The 17,816-nt window shown below is 57.5% G+C and carries 9 protein-coding genes; 2 read left to right on the plus strand and 7 right to left on the minus strand.

What is annotated here, in order from left to right; all coding sequences use genetic code 11:
• Positions 1-11: 11 nt before the first annotated feature.
• The gene (locus E3328_RS12770; protein WP_135365025.1) at positions 12-527 is read right to left on the minus strand and encodes a hypothetical protein; all 516 of its coding nucleotides are present in this window, start codon (positions 525-527) and stop codon (positions 12-14) included.
• A 140-nt stretch (positions 528-667) separates the two neighbouring features.
• Between E3328_RS12770 and E3328_RS12775 the strand changes: the two genes are divergently transcribed.
• Together E3328_RS12775 and E3328_RS12780 are read left to right on the plus strand one after the other, a co-directional pair.
• Positions 668-1,711 (plus strand): HNH endonuclease, encoded by a 1,044-nt coding sequence (locus E3328_RS12775; RefSeq protein ID WP_135365026.1) that lies wholly within the window; start codon positions 668-670, stop codon positions 1,709-1,711.
• 94 nt (positions 1,712-1,805) lie between these two features.
• Entirely contained in the window at positions 1,806-2,843 is a 1,038-nt protein-coding gene (locus E3328_RS12780) for a hypothetical protein (protein WP_135365027.1), read from the plus strand.
• Positions 2,844-2,889: 46 nt separating this feature from the next.
• Here E3328_RS12780 and E3328_RS12785 read toward each other — a convergent pair whose 3' ends face one another.
• The 6 genes from E3328_RS12785 to E3328_RS12810 all read right to left on the minus strand — a co-directional run bounded on the left by E3328_RS12785 (position 2,890) and on the right by E3328_RS12810 (position 17,747).
• Complete coding sequence (locus E3328_RS12785; RefSeq protein ID WP_135365028.1) at positions 2,890-7,050, minus strand: Eco57I restriction-modification methylase domain-containing protein; 4,161 nt, start codon at positions 7,048-7,050, stop codon at positions 2,890-2,892.
• A gap of 163 nt (positions 7,051-7,213) precedes the next feature.
• Entirely contained in the window at positions 7,214-8,143 is a 930-nt protein-coding gene (locus E3328_RS22560; RefSeq protein WP_135365029.1) for a phospholipase D-like domain-containing protein, read from the minus strand.
• A gap of 30 nt (positions 8,144-8,173) precedes the next feature.
• Positions 8,174-10,135, minus strand: a complete 1,962-nt coding sequence (locus tag E3328_RS12795) for a hypothetical protein (RefSeq protein ID WP_209452198.1) — start codon at positions 10,133-10,135, stop codon at positions 8,174-8,176.
• Between the two features lie 6 nt (positions 10,136-10,141).
• Positions 10,142-13,960, minus strand: a complete 3,819-nt coding sequence (locus E3328_RS12800) for a helicase-related protein (protein WP_135365722.1) — start codon at positions 13,958-13,960, stop codon at positions 10,142-10,144.
• 5 nt (positions 13,961-13,965) lie between these two features.
• Positions 13,966-16,692 (minus strand): hypothetical protein, encoded by a 2,727-nt coding sequence (locus E3328_RS12805; protein WP_135365030.1) that lies wholly within the window; start codon positions 16,690-16,692, stop codon positions 13,966-13,968.
• 281 nt (positions 16,693-16,973) lie between these two features.
• The gene (locus E3328_RS12810; RefSeq protein ID WP_135365031.1) at positions 16,974-17,747 is read right to left on the minus strand and encodes an HhH-GPD family protein; all 774 of its coding nucleotides are present in this window, start codon (positions 17,745-17,747) and stop codon (positions 16,974-16,976) included.
• Positions 17,748-17,816: the final 69 nt, after the last annotated feature.

A 17,816-nucleotide genomic window follows, 5' to 3' on the forward strand; every position in this document is an offset into this window, starting at 1 on the left:
TTCTCGGCAAACTAGTCACCGTGCTCTCGAAGAGGACTGATCTGTGTCTTTATTTCTTCAGCTTCTGACTCCGTCAATCGGTCATAGGCGTATGCATCAAGAGACCCGTCCGGCTCTGCTATGAGTAGATACTGGTTTGTGAATATGATGAAAAAGCGGTAATCGAGAGCATCGAAATAATCGAAATACCGAGAAGAAATATCCATTGAAGTTACAGAGTTCCTCTCGTGGTTAATATCATGCCTCTCACCCATCCCCGTGCTTGCGAGGATACGGATTGATTCGGTCGTTCGTTGCCGGATCACGAAATCAGCGACAAACTGATCGAGTCCCGAAGACTTTCCTGGGTCCAGATACACTCGGTGCTCAATTCGATCCGGATCATAACCCACTTTCTCGAGAAAAGTTGTGCAACCTGATTCGAGCTTTTCTACCCCCCTCTCCGCACTTTCTAACGTATAGTCCACAGACGGCTCAAAGGCGTACTGTTCGAGAAATGCCGCGAGATTCTGGGGATCTGAACTCATTGCCGGATATAGTACTGTCGCATATAATGTATTTATGGGTTACAGACCAGACTTAGTGGTAATATTCGAACTGCAACTCCAAGGATCTTGACTAGCTACCAGGCAAATGTATTTCAAAGGCTGGTCATCAGAGAGATGGTATGCAGCGAGCCTTCCGCGTCGGTGAGACTTATCGGGACACGGGAAGCTTCAGGAACGCGGAAGACCAGTTTCTGCGGTGGATCCGCGGTCCGCTGAGTAGCGGGATCAGAAACACAGGCGGAATCCGTGACCTTGGTGCAAATCGCTCGGAGATACCCGCAGCCCTCTTCCTCATCTCGAACGATGCCGGAATCTCCCAGCACGACGATCCCTGGGAGGACACGCTTGCGGTCAACGCTGGTTACGTGAGCTACTGGGGCGATGCGAAAAAGGATCTCCGGTATGACGAGTCGGCACAGAATCGGAAAATCAAGGATGCGTTCGACAGGGCAGCCTCGGGACGACGTGAGGAGGTGCCTCCCGTGCTGGTGTTCCGAAAACCCGAGAGCGGTGTCGTCGAGTTCTGTGGGCTCTGTGTTCCCGACCACCTAGAGGTGCGTGCCTATCAGGACCATTCAGGAGAACAGATACCGAACTACCATTTTCACTTTTCTATCCTCAACACACAGGCGGTCCCGGTCTCGTGGCTCCACAGGCGTGCGCAGGCGAACGATGACGACCAGGCGCCCGAAGTCTGGAAGCAGTGGGTCAGGGAAGGAAAGGTCTCCCAGTGGCCGACTGGCGAACTCCTCGATACGGAAGGAGAGATTCGACGCTACGAAACGACCGAGACGACGGTGAGTGAAGCATTCCGGGAAAAGACGTTTGAACGGTACGGGCATGCCTGCGCGATGACCGGTATTCGTGAGGGGGCGCTACTCGATCTGGCACACATCCTGCCGCGGAGCCAGCATCCCGATCTCGCAGAGCACGCGGAGAACGTACTCGTACTGAACTCACTCCATCACCGGGCGTTCGATGCCGCGCTGTTCACAGTCGATAGTGAGTATCGGATTCGGACGAGCCCATCGTTCGAGCCTGCACATCCCTTCCTTCGCGAGACGATCGTCGAACGGGAGGGCAACCAGCTTTCGTTCCCCACTAACGCTCAGATACACCCGGAGTTCTTGGAAGAATTGAACGCTGGGTTGTCGTGGATGTAGATGGGTTCTGATATTTAATACCGTCTACGGCCGAAACGGTTTGAAGAAACGTTGAAAAAGTAGAGTTAACTGGGGTGGATGTATCAGGGGACGCATGATCGGAGAGCGAATCGGCTTCATTTCCAAAAAGCGGATTAACCAGCTGTTTCTCGGATCATTCGCAGCAATTGTCCTATTGTTTCTGTTACTAGGATACGTTGCCTATGACCCAAATTCAGTAGTTGATAAACAGATCCAGGCGCTGGGCACCATAGGGGGGTTACTCCTCAGTCTACTCCTGTTAGTGGTGTATATCGATATGAGTCAGGCGCAGGACGAACAACATGAATTCCTGCAAGATCTCAATTCCCCAGACGTCTACCTCAAGGAACTGAGATATACAGGGACCGACACTCCCCGCCGACCGAAGTTCACCGTATCTCTCTCAAATCTGGGGTCGGACGCTGCGACTGACCTCGAACTGGCCACTCGCTCGAAGTTATTAACTGGCTTTGAGAAGGAAGGAACCGAAGAAAACCCTCAAATAGTCGAAAAGGAAAGTCAGGAGTGGAAAATCGAATCTCGACCCACCTCCCTGAGTCGGCGAGAAAGTCTTGATGATGACTCCACGCTCATCTCTCAAGGACGGTATCTTGAGGAGGGCGAAACCAACCAGGATTTCGACTTTGTCGTGGAATTCGAACCAGCAAAAAACAGCAATTTCAAACAGGATCATCCGATCGGCCGCTACCCTGCGAGTGACATTATCGAGGCAGCCGTATACGACAAACGCGTCGGGGAAGACGAGAAGCACTACTCGGAATTCAGCAAATACCGGAGCTACGGAGAGATATTCAGAGAACGGTCACTTGGAGAGGATAGCTCGATCGGGTATACCGAAGACGAACTACGTGAGCTGGCAAGCACGCTCCCTTTCCAGTATCTGGTGACTGAATTTGAACTGACCTATGGGAAGCAGAACAGGGAAAGTATCTCTCTGGGAACGCTGATTATCCGACTGGATCCGGGGCTGTCTGAAGACGAATTATGGGGCGATGCCCTCGAGTATGAGGAATTCCTCGAAGAGCATCACCCTGGCACCCCGGACCCCATCTATACACGGAGAAGCATGCGAGAAGAGTTCGAAGACTGATCTCCACGATATGTTACGGGAATTCTCTGAGAGGGCCTGATCTGTCTTACTCCTCTTTAACAGCTTCCTCTACAATCTCGATCTCCTCCTCAGTCAAGTCGTAGAGGTCGTAAACGATCTCGTCGATGAGCTGATCCGTCCTCTCGATCTTCTCATCGAGTTCGTCAGCGCGTTCCTTCGTCTCGATGTAGCGCCGGAGATCGTCAGCCACGTCGTCGGGGTCGGGCAGGGTCATCGCCTTCAGACGGTCGATCAGGGAGATATTTTTCGTAGCGTTGTCATGGAAGTCGCCGATTTCTTCCTCGACGGCGACAGGGACGAATTCCTCGACGAGTGTGGCCTCCTCGTCGGCCAAGTCTGTGAGCGTGAACGCTTCGTAGAACTCCGTCTCTGTGTAGCCGTAGGTATCGGTCTCGAACTCGTCCTCGTCTTCGGGCTTGTAGCGTGCCGTCGCCTCGATAGTGACTGCTTGGCCGTCCCGCTTCGTGCGGGCGCGTTCGATCTGGAGTTTCTCGTAGTTTTCTATAGTCTCATTGAGGATATTTGAACCTGTAGGCTGGAAGAGACCGATGTCGGGGAGACTGGGGCCTCCGCAGTAGTTGCCAAGGTAGTCGAGTAGATCGAGATTGAGATTAGCCAACTCCTCTCTCAGGTCGGTTGCTTTAGATACAAGTTCCCCAAGTTCGTCGTTCCCAGATATATTGTAAGGTATTGGAACGTCTTCTACGTGTGTGGCACGGAATTCTTGATACCCGCCCCGTAGCCCAGACAGTTCTGCTTGAATCCAAAAATGAATTAAATCCGAGTTGAGTATTCCTAAGAGAGGAAGGTTTTCTCCGGAAATTGCATACAATTTATCATTTATATAGTGGCCGTCTCGGTCATACGCAAAATTGGGCCCTTTCGATATTACAGGGTAGACTATCTTTGGCTCGGAAAACACATTATAATAATCACAGGGCCGGAGTTCCCACCAGAAATCCCCACGATCATAACGTTCTTGCGCATCGTCTCGGAATTGAATAAGATGCTCCGCTAGTTTAGGAAACTCTGATTTAAACCACTTCCACGCTTCTTCCTCGTTTTGAGCGCCGGAATGTTTTCTTGTCCACCCAGAGGGTATACGGATCAGATATCTATTTTCATAGCTAATCTGATACCGATGCACGTCTTTCCCCCGCAACAAAGGCTTGATATGTTCTCCTTCATACCCCACTTGCTCTTTCTCTTCCTTTGATAGAATAAATGCATCATTCAGACCGGTCAAAATTCCTCTGTACAGGGGATCCTGCAAATAATCAACCAATGGCCTGGACAGCTCCTCCAATTTAAGTAGAACTTTTCGGACTTCGTTCGACTGGAGGTTCCACGACTCCTCGTCCAGCGATGACTGGGGTATTTCGTAAGAATGGCTCTTAATCTCAGAGCGGAGAGTTGTAAAATCTAGATCTTCCAGCACTGCTATATCTATTTTCTGGCTTTCACTTGGCGTTACGCCCTCTGCCAGCATTATCAAAGGATATGCGCTCACTTCGCTTGAGAAAACTGGCAAAGAGTGGAAGTCAATTAACTTCTCGATACGGTTCTCCTTCGAAAGAATCTCTCTGATTTTCTGGCCATAGTCTGCGTGCACGAACTTGTTTGAGACAATATATCCTAGTCTACCACCATCTCGAAGAATTAAGTGTCCGATTTCAAGAAAGTACACATAAAGATCTGCAGCGCTGTCGTAACCCTCGTACGAGAGTGAAAGGAAATCCTTGGATCTTGATAATTGTTCTTGGCGCACATACGGAGGATTCCCAATTATCGCATCGAATCCAGCATCCGCCTTCCGCTCCCCATCCTGATTGTAAAACGCCATCGGGAACTCAAGTTCCCAGTGGAAGAAGCGCTCCTCCTCAGCCATAGCCTGCGCGCTCTTGAACCAGTCTTGTTCCTTAATGTTCTCCCACGCGTCACTGTGGAGCGCTCTAGCCATCCGCTCGTCAGCGTCGTCAGGTATATCGAGCCCAAATGTGCCGGCAGTGTGGACGTTAGCCATCGCGAGGAGCTTCTGATAGAGAGGGTCGTCACGTACCTCGTCGTAGACCGCCTCCATCTCCTTTGCGTCCTCCAGAGTCTCATTGTCGATATCGAGCAGGTCTTGGAAGCGGTCGGTGACGTGCTCCATTGCGCGCTTTCGCGTGTGGTCGAGCGACTCCTGGAGTGTTAGCTGGCCGTCCTCTGTGGTTTCGTCATCGCCGTTGGACAGCACATCCTCAATGTCGCTTCCGACCAGTGAGTTGCCTGTTTTGAGGTGGTGGTCGAGGAATGCGAGCGGTTGCTCTGCCGCGAGCGTCCGTAGCCAGAGAGAGACCTTGGCCAGCTCGGTCGCGAGCGGATTGACGTCGACACCGTAGATACAGCGCTGGGCAACCTTCCGGCGCGCCCAGTTGATGTCCCGTAGCTCCCCCTCCTCCGTCCTCGGGGAACGGACATCTTCGCCCTCGGTGTCGAGCGCCTGTCGGTCCTGGCGTTCCTGGGCGTCGATGATCTCGCGGGCAAGATAGTCGACAGCATTGACCGGGAAATGGCCGCTTCCCATTGCCGGATCTAGTACAGTGAGGTCGAAAATTCGCTCGGCGAACTCTTCGGCGAACCCGCCCTCACGGCTGTGAGTTGTGTCCGCCCCCTGTGACATGAGATCCTGCCGGATCTCCTCCACGAGTGGCCCGAGCGTCTCGTCGACGATGTATTCGACGACGTACTCGGGGGTGTAGTACGACCCCGTCGCCTTTCGCTCTCCGTCGTCAGTGCGGAGATAGACCTCTCCCGTCTCGACGGTAACTGTGTCGTCGTCACCAGCAGCGACGTACTCACCGTCATCAATGGCCAGGGGTTCGTCAGCGACGGACAGTTTATACTCGAGCAGCCCTTCGTAGATAGAGCCGAGATTCCGCTCGTCTAGCGAGGAGTAGTCAACGAAGACCTTGCCATCGCCCTCCGAGGCCTCGTGTCGCGTGAGGAGTTCGATGACCTCCGCGATATAGGCGTCGCCAACCTCGTACTCCGAGAGGAACTGTGATTCGACGCTGTCGTCCTCGTCCGGATCCGTGCGGAAGAGCCCCCCGTTGTACGCGGGAATGTAGAGGTCCTGCTTCGGGATGCCCTGCCCCTGGCTCCCCTGGTCGATGAGGACGAACAGTTCCTCGAGCCGGTCCCAGAGATCCGTCTGCCACGACTGGTACTCCTGCTGGGTCTTGCTCCGGTTCTCGACAACGATCTGTTTGAGCTCGTTCAGGCTGTAGCTCGCGCTGTAGATCTCGTTGTCCGTTGGAAGGAGGTTCCGACCTTCACTCTCGGCGTAGAGCACGAAGATGAGCCGGTAGAGATAGATGAGCGAACTGTCGTGAATCAGGTCGAGGTCCGCTTCGTCCAAGTCCTCGTTGGTATCGAGAAACCCCTCTGCGAGGACGCGAATTGCCTCGTAGATATTCTCCTGCAGGTCCTCACCGAGTTCCTCGGCAAAAACGCTCGATTCGTCATACACGTCGTCGAGGAAGCAGTCACCCGACTGGTCCGGGAGGAACGCGTCCTGCCGGAAGAAGAGGTAGAACTCCTTGAACGCCTCAAGGTCTCCATTCTCGTCGACGATGTCGAGGAGCTTCGGGAGGTCGATCTCGTAGAAAGAGTCCAGACGGTGGCTCGTCGGCCCGTAGTACAGTCGCCACTTCTCTCCGTTCGTAAGGACTGCCCACTGGGCCGGGGTTTCCTGGAGATAGCGGTGGATCTGGTAGCTCGGATTTTCGAAGTCGCGCTTTTCCTCACCCCGGGTGTCGAGCTTTCGACCCCATCGTTTCGCGTCCGCGACTGCGATGGCCTCCTCATAGAAGTTTTCACGGTCGAACGCGGTATCGGCGGCCTCCTCGCCCGGGAAGAACCCGTAGTCCGGCCGCCGAGCATTGCGCATGACCGTCTCCTCGATCTCGAAGGAGATGTCGAGGATCTCGAAAATCGGACGGATGAGGTTTCGCTCAAGCTGGGCCTCGTTGTAGTCCTCGACACGATCGCGTTTTTCGTCGAGGAGGTCGCTGATCTCCTCGAAGGCCGCTTCTACCTCCGCGTCAGGAACCTCGTTCCAGGGTTCGGTTTCACGGAGATGATCGTTGAGGTAATGGTTCGAGAACAGGTCACGGTTAGTCCGGTAGATGGTTGCGTCTGTCATTGATGGTTAGCGAGGCCCCGTCAGACGGGGTACGGCAGCTATACTGTACCGGGTACCTTCCACGTAATTAGTACTTTCCCACCGAATGCCGACCAGACTTGCTTCAGGCGATTCCAGAGAACAAACATCTAGCGCACTACCGGGTTCTGAAGACCGTAGCGCTTCACAGAGAGACTGAAACCGCACCCTCTGAGTCAAGCAAGAACCTGCAGAGATCGCGGTAGGGAGCCACTTTCGCGCCCTCCAGTAAGACGCCCAGTTCGAGGTACCGGTCGAAGCCGTAGTCAGTGACGTTGGCGCTTCCGACGTATGCTGCATCCGAATCAAACAGCATCACTTTTGCGTGAAGAGTGAACCGAGGATTCGATCCGTTCTGCGTCCGCTCATCGACTGGCACGGTCTCATCCCAGACCGTGTAATCGACGAGTGAAACTTCTGCGGAGACACCGCGCTCAACAGCACGGTCGACGAACGACTTGATCACACTGTGGTTGTGTGAGTCCGTGTCTGTGAGGTACCGTGTCACAATCGTCAGGTCGACTCCTCGTTCGAGAGCATCGAGCAGGACATCCGCGAGCCGACCGAATCCCTCGCCCTCGAAGAACGGGGAAAGCAGAACGATCTCACTCTCACAGCGTTTCACCTGGCTTGCGAGCGTCGAGAGCAGGCCGTCCATCCCGAACGAGGCTGCGGTCGCATCATTGAATGCTGGATCGTCGGGAAACGTGACCAGCGGCGTCACCGTCGTGGTGGGCACACGGTCGCGGTGAGCAGCTACTATCTTGATCGCCTCACGGGTCCGGTCAAAGATCTCCCGCGTCTGAGTGCCGTGGACAGTAAAGCGCGCCTCCACGAGTCCAGTATCATAGCTTTCTCGCTGGACGGCGCCACATTCGTGGAGCTGCCGAAACAGGTCAGTCGCGGATTCACGGCTCAGATGTGTATCCCGTGCCACCGCAGCAGGAGATAGCCATTGCGATCGACCAGCGGCAAGGAGAAGCAGACCTTCCAGTTCGTCGATGAGGTCTTCTTCCTGGTCGACGATGTCCGCGATTGCGAGCAGTCGGTCAGTCGTCGATCGGTGTTCAGCCATCGTATGAAAGAGGGAGTGTCTTGCCGCCCGTTACAGTCGCCAGAAGCCCTCGATAGACCGGTCAGTGTTTGGCCGACTGCCGAACAGGTAGTCCCGACAGAGGACCTGGTTGAAGTACGAACAGCTGATCTCGCTCACGTGAAGGCAGGACAGACAGGCCCCATCGCGCTGTGAGCACACCGGGTCCATCATGCACTCGTTCCCGTGTGCTTTCGCCTGCCCGAGGAGATCGTCAAGCTGCTGTTCGACCATGGTAGTCATCCCACCGATGTTGAACTCCTCGCGGTTGTTGGTGTAGATTACCAGCGAGAGGGCACGCGGGAAGAGGAACTCGCTCAGGTTCGTCCGGTCGAATCCACTGATGGTGCTTGCCTGCTTCAGGAGGATGTGCGAGAGCGTGTGCAGCATCTCGAAGACGTACTTCGTCACCTGCCCCTCGACGGTGTCGTCGGTGGTGGTGTCGAACCGACCATACTGGTCGACGGGGTCGAGGTGATTCAGCAGGAACGCCCACTGTTCGCCCTCTGAGAGATCTTCGATAGCGGCCCGGGCCCGCTCGATATCGGCCTCTCCCGGATTCTCCGGGATCTCGGGAAGCGTGATACTCCCCCGAACTGCATCTTCGTTGCTGGTTCCCGGAATGTTGACGGCGAGCCAGAGCAACACCGCGGCCGGGTCGAGGTCGAACTGCGTCGCCTCGGTTTCCGAGGTATCGACGAAGATCGGAGTCCCGTCGCCACTGCTTGCGTTCTGTGAGAAAGCGTTCAGCCGGGCCTCATCCTCCTCACGCCCCCCTCGCGTGTAACCGTAGACGAACGTCTGGACCGGGAAGTCCTCGATGACGCGAACGTCTCTGAACCCGAGACGCTCGAGGTCATCGAAGTAGGTCGAAATCTTGTCAGCCTTCTGTGGGAACCCCTCGGCACGAGCGTCTTTTTCCAGTTCGTCGATCGTGTGGGCGGTGAGTTCCTCGAGGCTGAGCACATACTGGAGGAGTTCGTCGCCAGCGTCGGTCATCTCTGTAGCGTTCTCGCCAGCGTTCAGGTCGATCAGGTCTCTGATGACTTCACCGATAGTCTGGCTGTCGATTTCGCCATGCTCGCGGAGCCACTCTTCAGCCTCGGCCAGTGACTCGACCTCGGGTTCGCTCTGGTAGATCTCGATCTTCCGGTCGTCATCGATTTCGGCCCCCTCGATCCCCTCATTCATATCGACGGCTTGGAGCGGGGAGTCGGTGAGTCCGAGATGTTTGGCGAGTGCTTTCCGGGACCCGTCCTCGCTCCCGCGGAGGTGTCCAATTCCGGAAGTGTGTAGATTTACCGTCGTCAGGTAATGCGGGTAGTACGTCGAGCCGGCACGGTGGACCGTGGTGTACATACTGTCGTCGTCTGGGTTGTCCTCATAGGCCGGCGGAACGTAGTCACAGCCACAGCTCTGGTAGTAGCTCACCCGGGTATTCCATCCACAGATCTTACAGCGCCATTTGAAGTTCTGTGCACGCTGGCTGTCCTGCGTATCGAGAACGATGTGCTGATCGCCGTGCTCAGGACACTTCTGTGTGTAGAGTCGCCTGATTTCACCGCAGCTGTGGACGCTGGCGAACTGATACTGCTTCAGATCGCCGTTGCAGCCCGAGCGCTGGCACTTCAGTGCCTGGTTTTTTCCGCTGAGGTCATCCGCGGAGTAGTACTCGTGGGCCTTCTGGCAGCTGCTGCAATAGAAGGTGGTTGGGAAGGGGCGGGCGCGCACCTCCTTGGGGGCAGCGAAGTCGTAATGGCTGGGTTTGTTTGACGTGAAGCCCTGTTCACCACCATCCCAGTTCTTCGCCCGAGCGAACACGCGGTCGACGATGTATTCCCGGTCGACCTGGCCGCTTGCGTCAGTTGTTTCGAGGCGGTTCACCTGCCAGATGCCGCGCTTGTCGCTGTAATCGAACGTGTTCCCGGGAAGGAACTGATACAGGATCTGCTGACGGCTACGTTCCATGCTCATTGTTGATCACCGGTTGTCCATCGTCTCGAAGATCTCTCGGTAACGGTACTCAGATCGGATCGGGAGCTGCTCATCGACGTCCCGCAAGCTCTGCATCGGCGAACGCTTGATCCGCTCGCTTGTCCACTGATCGTCGTCGAGGCGGAGCTGCGAGAGTGCTTCTTTCGTGAGGGCTTCGATGTCGCCCCGGAACTCCTCGTGGTCGTCTGGATTGCCGAACATTCTCAGCATCTGCTGGCGTAGTTCTCCCTCGTCGACAGAGTCGGCGAACTCCTCGGCGTTGTCTCCGAAGTAGAGGTTCCCGGCGCCTTCGCGGTACATGTAGTGGTTCAGGAGAAGCCCCATGAATAGCCCTGGATGGGTCTGTTTGACGCTGTTTTTCGCCCAGCGGTTGATCGGGACCGGCTCCACCAGTCGGTCGAGGAATGCATGGTACTTCTCGAAGAAGTGGTAGTGACTCAGGTCGCGTTCCCGGATGGGATGTGCTACGTTGAACACGAGGCCAGGGCGCGACCGACCTGCCCGGGAACTCGCCTGGATGTATTCAGCGGTCCCGCGGGGCATTCCGAAGAACGTCATCATGTTGAACCGGTCGACGTCGACCCCATGTGCGATCATGTTCGTCGCCGTGATGGTGTTGAGCCGACTCGCCAGCAGCCAGGCGAGCGCCTCACGCGTGTCCTCGCTTGCTCGGGCGCGCTCGACATCAAACTGATCGCTGTCGACGACCTCGTTCTCCTCGTCGAGACTGTTCTCGAGTGTGCTTCGGAGTGAGAGAACGGAATCTGTTACCTCCTCTTCGAGCACCCCTCGATCAATCAGCCGGTTGAGGATCTGTTTGTCAGCCTCCTCGTCCCAGGGGTCCTCCACAATATCCAGCACTTCCATGATTGTCTCGAAGCCGGTCCCTCCGGTCATCCGCTCGGAGGCCAGCGGGGGTCGCCCATCTTCCTGGAGGTAGGCGTCGAGCTGTGAGACGATGGACTGGTCCAGCCGGTCGCCGTCTTTCTTCGACAGTAGATAGGTGATACTGGTACTGTAGTAGCTGAGCAGCGCCAGCACCTCGTCGATCGAGTCAGCTTCGAGCGGAGCCGTCGTGTCTGTTCCTTCGAGTGCAGCACCTGTTAGCACCTGAGTCGGCTCGTTCAGGGACTTGCGGAACAGGTTCTGGATCTCCCGATGGTAGTAGAACAGGAGATCGATGATGGAGTTGATGTGGGTCTTCCCGTGGGGGACCAGCCCGATGTAGTAGCGCTGGGTCTCTGCGCGCTCCTGTGCGTAGAAGTTCTCGCGCAGATAGGGGCCCGGGGAGGGGAAGCGCTCAGCCGGCCGCATGAACAGGTTATGCACCTGATCTTCGAATCCGGTGATCGTCGCCGTCGGAGCGATGACCTTCGTTTTCCCGGCCTCGACGAGCTCCTGCAACTCGGCAACTCCCGTCTCGTAGTGACCGTCGAAGCTCCCCATGCTCTCTTCGAGCAGGTGGAGTTCGTCTGGAACCATCAGCGATGGCGCAGGGTCGTAGGGCTCGACCGGACGCGCCATATCCGAGAAATCGTCTTTATCGATCGGGCAGCCGTATTTCTCGGTGCATTCACCGAGACTGGCGAACCCATGGATCGGACACTCGAGGTCCATCTCGCCCGTGATGAGGTGGGCGAACTTGCGCTGGTAGCCGACAGCGGTGATCTTGTCGATCGTCCCGGCAATGATCGTCGGCGCGTACCGGTAGAGCTCGTTGTCGACGACGTGGACCGGGAGTTCCTCCTCCGCGTAGGTCTCGCTGGAGTCAAGCGAGCGCGACTGCCACGGGCATTCGAAGCTACTGCCTGTACAGCAGTGCGTTAGCCGATGGTCGTCCTCGGTGATCCGGACCTCAATATCCGCACCGCAGGCCGGGCAGTTGGGAACGACCTTTGCCTCACGGCGGAGACTCTCTCCAGATGGGCCCTGGTACCGCTGGTGGTTGTTATTGTCATACCCGGTGAGGGCGTTCGGCGTGTTTCCCTTGCCGACGAGGTAGCCCATGGAAAATGGACGGGACGGATGGGTCCCGATATCCGACTGTTCGCGGCGGACGAGGTCGGCATACATCACCGTCTCTGTCATCCGCTGGAATTGCTGGAGCGAGAGGAGCCGAAGCGGGAACTTTGTCCAGGCCGTAACCCCGAAGTTCTTCCCGCGAAGCCGGTCGAAGAACATGCTCCAGACTGCGACACCGAGGAACGCCTCGGTCTTGCCACCGCCTGTCGGGAACCAGAGCACATCGACGACATCGAGGGGAGAATCAGCGCCCTCGGCTCGATCTTCAGTCGATCCATCGCGCCAGCTGACCTCCGACCACTCCTCGTACTCTCGGCTCGCAACGTCGGGGACTTCCATGACGATGAACACGAGCTGGAAAAGGCGCCAGCCTGGGAACTCGTGCATCCTATCCATCGCCTCGTTCATCAACTCGAACGCGCGTCCGACTGTCTCGGGGTGCTGACGGAGACATTCGATCCCGCGCTCGAAGCGCTTGATCTCGCGCTCGAACGCGTCGCGATCGTCGTTAAAGTCGGCGAGATCGCCAGTTTTGGGGTCGTCATCCCAGTCTTCGCGCTCTCGATACTGTTCGAGCGCGGCATCGTACTCCTCGCGGAGGTACTGCCGCATCTCGGCAGCAATGTCGTCGAGGGTATCGAGGCCACCGTCTTCTAGATCCGCAAGCACCTCGAACGTCGCGTCGACATTTCGATCTGCGGATTCGTAGACGAGCTGGCGGTACTGTGGGATGAACTGCGTCTCCAGCCGATTGGCCGTCGGTGCTGCAGCAGGTGCACGGCGGCCCGGCGGGACACCGTTTTCATCCACCTGCTGATCGTTGCGCTCGGGTGCAGTCACCGTACAGTTGCGCCCATGGCCCCAGAGGTCACGGTTATACCGGAAGTCCTCGGGAAGTGGGTCGAAAGTGAAGGGGACGAACTCGAGATCGCCTGTCGTCTCCAGTTCGAGTCCCACCTCGAACAGAGTTGGGTCGCGAATTGTGTAGATAGCGTCGTCACGCGACTGTATTGCCTCGTTCGCGACTTCAAGATCAACGATGGTACTGTCGTCATCGTTTTCCTGGTCAGCCATCACTTCGACGGTCAGGGTGGCGTGCCAGTCGGGGAGTACCGGATCCCCCTCGGCAGCGCGTTCAGCCAGGTAACCACGGAAGCTCTCTTTGTCCTCCAGGGCAGCCGTCGGGACTTTGTCGTCACCCTCCGTCTCGGCGTAGAGGTCGTAGTTCTCCTGGGCGTGCTCGCGCGCGTCAGCGAAGGCTGTCTGGAACGCATCGCGGGCACGTTCTTGGACGACATCCGGGGTGGTCCGACTCGGTGTCTTGAGGACCTGCGCCGGGATCTCGATCGGGGGGATGTCGAGCTCGATCCGCTCGAAGACCGGGAGCAGGGTATCGCCCTCGTCATCCTCGTCGCGGTCACCCAGTGCGACGAAGGAATCCCGGTTCACCATCTCGTCGTACGTGGGGTTGACGCGCACCCATACGCTCGCGTTGACCGAGAGGACCAGCGCGTCGTCGTCGTCGGTGCCTCCCCGGACGCGGACGGTGGCACCGAGGCCGGTCGGCTCCATCTTCGACTGCAGGTCGTCATCCGGGTCGTCAAGTTGCTCTTCGCTTTCAGGCGCCAGCGCGCCCGCGAAGAACCGCTCGCTAGGGAAGTCCCGCTGGACCCGCCTGTCAATGTCGCCACGGGCCTGTTTCAGCACCGTCTCGCGGAGGTGCCGGGCGATGCGTTCGTCGTCGGCCGGGGTTTCAGTCCCGGTGGTATTTCCTGTGGACATCCTGCTCACTCTGTAATTCGGTCGAGCTGATCGTCCGGGATGATGGTCGGCATGATCGTGGGGGCGAGGGCGTTGATGCTGCGAGCTACAACCTCGGCTGTGATAAGGCCCGTGTCCTCGAAACTCGTGCCGTACTCATCGACGTAGTCGCGGTACATGGTGATGGTGTAGAACACCATCGCGAGTTCGTAGTGCTGTTCGACGAACTCTTTCCAGTTGTCCTTGACGTTGCGCTCGACGATGAACGACCGGAGCGCAGCGGCGTCCATGTTGATCGTAAGCGAGAGGCCACTGATGGTTCCGTCCTGACTCGGATCGAGGTGGATCAGCGTGTGTTCGTCGAAGTGCCTCGCATCGGCTACATTGAACTTCTCAGGGTCGACCGGGTCACTGTCATCGTCGGTTCGCCAGTTCTCCTCGTGAACGTACCCGATGTCGGGCATCTCGAAGCCCCAGTCGTCGGTCCCGCCGTCGTCGCCTGTGTCTCCATCACGGTCGCTCGCGCTGGCTTCGTCGTCACCAGACGCATCGGCGGTATCAGTGTCGCCGTCGCTCTCGTTCCCGGTTGAAGAATGGCTGTCTGTCCCCTCCACGTATTCGAGCTGGCAGCGTGCGGTGAGCGTGCCGGTATCGACATCCACGCCACCATCGGTTGCGAGGTCAGTCTCTGCGTGTCCCGGATAGGCGTCGGCTGGATCGTCGATCTCCGGACAATCGCGTGGGTCCGGACGGGTCAGATCGACCGAGAGCGTTGTTTCGTCCCCCGGGTCGGCGTCGTCAGCAGGGTCGATGGTCAGCGTGAGTAGACCGTTCTGGAGCTCGACCGCGCGTAGCTGGTCCGGGCTAGAGACTTCCAGCGAGCCGGAGAGAACGTCCCGGGCGAGGTAGTCGCTCTGGGCATCGGTTGCAAACCGAATCGTCGTCGCCCCGCTGACGGGTATTTCGACGGGCAGAGGCTCGTCATCGTCCCAGAGGACGTGCTCCTCACTCCCGGGGTTGTACTCTTCGATCGGTGTGAGAAACGTCGGGAGCTTCGGTGCGTGGGGCCTGTCGCTTCCGCTCTCGTCACCAGCCGAGGTATCCGTGTGGTCGGAGAGATCGCCGTCGGCGGACTCTGGTGGGGACTCGCTCCCATTGCCACTCGGGCGGATGCGCGGTGCGCGGATCCGCTCACCAGTGGCCATGAAGTTACCGACCTCCGGGTTCCGCTCGATGAACTCGGCGAACGTTTCGGTGTCGGTCGCCGGTTCGGCGTTTCCACGCTGCGCTCGTCGGCGTTCCTCTTCCGCGGTAAGCAGGTCGCTTCCCTCGAGAGCGTCCTCCAGCGCACTGAGGAACTTGTTGGCCTGCGGTGAATCCTCCAGTGTATCTCGGGACGGGCTGAACATGCTCACCATCCCGAGGTTCGCGAGGTCGTCGAACTCCGCGATGACAACGGTGTCAGAGGCGATCTTCGAGTACCCCAGCGACTTCAGGAAGTACTCTCCCTTGCTTGCATGGGTCTGGCCGTTGATGGTAAGCATCACGGCGTGGTCCTTCTGGACCCCCGTGCGTCCATGAGCGTCCTTGTGTGCCGAGGTACCGGAGACAAATTTTTGCTTCTCACTGGCCTCCTCGAGTTCGTCGTCGTCCTTGAACAGCAACACGGTGATGTCGCGCTCGCCCAACGTCTCCGAGCCCGTGTCGACGGTGAGGTGCTCTTTGTCCACGAGGAGATGCTCGTTGCCATCCTCCAGTTCTTGGCGGAACCCCCGCGTGTAGCTCTGCGGGAACTTCGAGTTGTACCGGAGATCGGTCAGCTGGATGGGGTACGGCGAGTCGACGACCGATCGCTCAAGCTTGTGGCGGAATCCCTCGTCGCCACTGATCATCGTTCGCGAGGCGTTCGTCTGGTAGTCGTACACCTTGACGAAAGCGCCGTGGCTCTGGGGATCTGGCGTCGTCGTGTTCTTCTCGAAGTCGTACTTCTCAGGGTAGCTTTCACGGAACTTCTCCGTGAGAGCCCCTCCGAACGTCCCGTCGAAGATGGGGAACTCGCCGTTCACCGTAAGGTATTCCACCTGACTCTTGTGCGGCTTGTCGTGAATCAGCGTCCACGACCACTCGCCCGGCTCGTGGACGGAGGCACTGGCGATGAACTTGAACGCCCGCTCGTTGTACTCCTCCTCGACGTTCCCAGCGAACTTCATCACGGCTGTGCTCCCCATGCCGTACTGTCCCTGCAGGAAGTCGTACTCCTGCTTCTTTAGCCCGGGTGCGTGTAGCCCGACGAAGTCGTCGAATTCCGGGCGAGACTTCCCCTTTCCGTTGTCACGGACCGTGAGGTTGAGCAGGTTCCCCTCTTGGGGCGCATAGCCGTCGGCGATGATCTCGAGTTCTGCATCGTCGAGGTCGACCCAGCCCGACTGTGCGGCCTTCTTCATCGAGGAAGCAGTCGGATCGTCACCGACCGCGCAAGCCTCCTCGTAGAAGCGAAGGGTGAGCGAGTCCTCCGCATTCAGTGGCAGCTCCGAGAACGCCGCCATCGGAGAACTCGCCTGCGTGTAGACATCGGAGTAGTTGTTCTCGTCCTCACCAAGGGGCACCCAGTTCATTTCGTGTGCCCCCAGCTTGAGGAGAGTCTCTTCCAGCTCAGCGAGAATCTCCCAGACCTCGTCTGGGCTATCTGCGGTGAGTAGCCGTTCAGCGTACCTCTTGGAAGTGGCCCCAGACAGGCGTGCAGGCTGGCTCATGCGACCCCACGCTCCATGGGCCGGAGGCCGGAACTGTCGGTCAATCGGCTGTGCGACGGTCTTGCGGCGCTGTGGTGGCCGTTGGGAATGGTGGCCATACCTGTCAACACAGATGCCCGTCCTCATAAAACTTCGGACGGGCATCTGTAGTAGCATAACGCGCTCGCGGGCGCCCGTTGCGCGTGAGCGCTCGCGCGCAACGCGCGCGCTCGCGTGCAGCAGCTACGGAACACTACGGGACGTTTCGGGCCCCAAAACTGCTAACCAGCCGCGATAACCGACTATACCGAGGAATACGTACATCCGCTATTGAGTGGACACTCCTCACAGATAGGGTGCGCGTGTGTACAGCGAAGCGCGCCAAGATCGAGGAGTGCGAGATTGAATGCTCGTGCCATGGCTCCGTCAGCAGGAACAAGGGAGTCGAGGAATCGGTAGACGACCTCGCTCTTGTGGGGTTGATCTGGTAGTGGATATTCGAACACCCGCCCCGTAATGCGTGCAGTATTCGCATCAACGAGTGCGAGCGGTTCCTGGAACGCAAAGAGCATGCATGCCCGGGCGGTGTAGGGCCCAACTCGCCACGGTTGCTGTAGTGCCTCCAAGTCAGTCGGGACTGCTCCATCATGATTGACAACGCAAAGTTCCGCAGCTTCCTGAATCGAACGGACACGGTGATTGACGAATCCAAGGGATCTGATACACTCTCGAAGCTCTGTTTCGCTCTTTTCGAGGACTGCTCCTGGTCGCGAAAAAGTTGAGAAAAACTCCTCATAGATCTCCTCCACCGCATCGGCACGGGTTCGCTGTAGCAGTATCTCGGTCGCGTAAATCCGCCAGGGATCCGTCGCATACCGCCATGGATACTCTCGTCCATAGGTCTCGAGCCAGCTGAGGAGTTGAGGTAATGTCGTCAGAAACTCATCGACCTTCTCGCCGGCCGAGTCAACGCCGACCTCCTGAAGCACGTCAAGTGCGGCGTGTTCGTCTACGTGGTCCCGAAGTTCTTCGGAAGTAACCTGAGTCCGTCCGAATGGGAACAGGGGATCGACCATCGGGTTCGAAATCACATGGCTATCCCCTTCAGTTATCTGCTCAAATGAAGGATAATATGTGTGTTAATC

This window comes from Halosimplex halophilum (genome assembly GCF_004698125.1).
Taxonomy (GTDB): domain Archaea; phylum Halobacteriota; class Halobacteria; order Halobacteriales; family Haloarculaceae; genus Halosimplex; species Halosimplex halophilum.

Bases quoted from the DNA above. Each gene is read 5' to 3' on its own strand.
- E3328_RS12800 (WP_135365722.1), bottom strand. From the start codon at position 13,960: ATGTCCACAGGAAATACCACCGGGACTGAAACCCCGGCCGACGACGAA.
- E3328_RS22560 (WP_135365029.1), bottom strand. From the start codon at position 8,143: ATGGCTGAACACCGATCGACGACTGACCGACTGCTCGCAATCGCGGAC.
- E3328_RS12785 (WP_135365028.1), bottom strand. From the start codon at position 7,050: ATGACAGACGCAACCATCTACCGGACTAACCGTGACCTGTTCTCGAAC.
- E3328_RS12780 (WP_135365027.1), top strand. From the start codon at position 1,806: ATGATCGGAGAGCGAATCGGCTTCATTTCCAAAAAGCGGATTAACCAG.
- E3328_RS12770 (WP_135365025.1), bottom strand. From the start codon at position 527: ATGAGTTCAGATCCCCAGAATCTCGCGGCATTTCTCGAACAGTACGCC.
- E3328_RS12795 (WP_209452198.1), bottom strand. From the start codon at position 10,135: ATGAGCATGGAACGTAGCCGTCAGCAGATCCTGTATCAGTTCCTTCCC.
- E3328_RS12805 (WP_135365030.1), bottom strand. From the start codon at position 16,692: ATGAGCCAGCCTGCACGCCTGTCTGGGGCCACTTCCAAGAGGTACGCT.
- E3328_RS12810 (WP_135365031.1), bottom strand. From the start codon at position 17,747: ATGGTCGATCCCCTGTTCCCATTCGGACGGACTCAGGTTACTTCCGAA.
- E3328_RS12775 (WP_135365026.1), top strand. From the start codon at position 668: ATGCAGCGAGCCTTCCGCGTCGGTGAGACTTATCGGGACACGGGAAGC.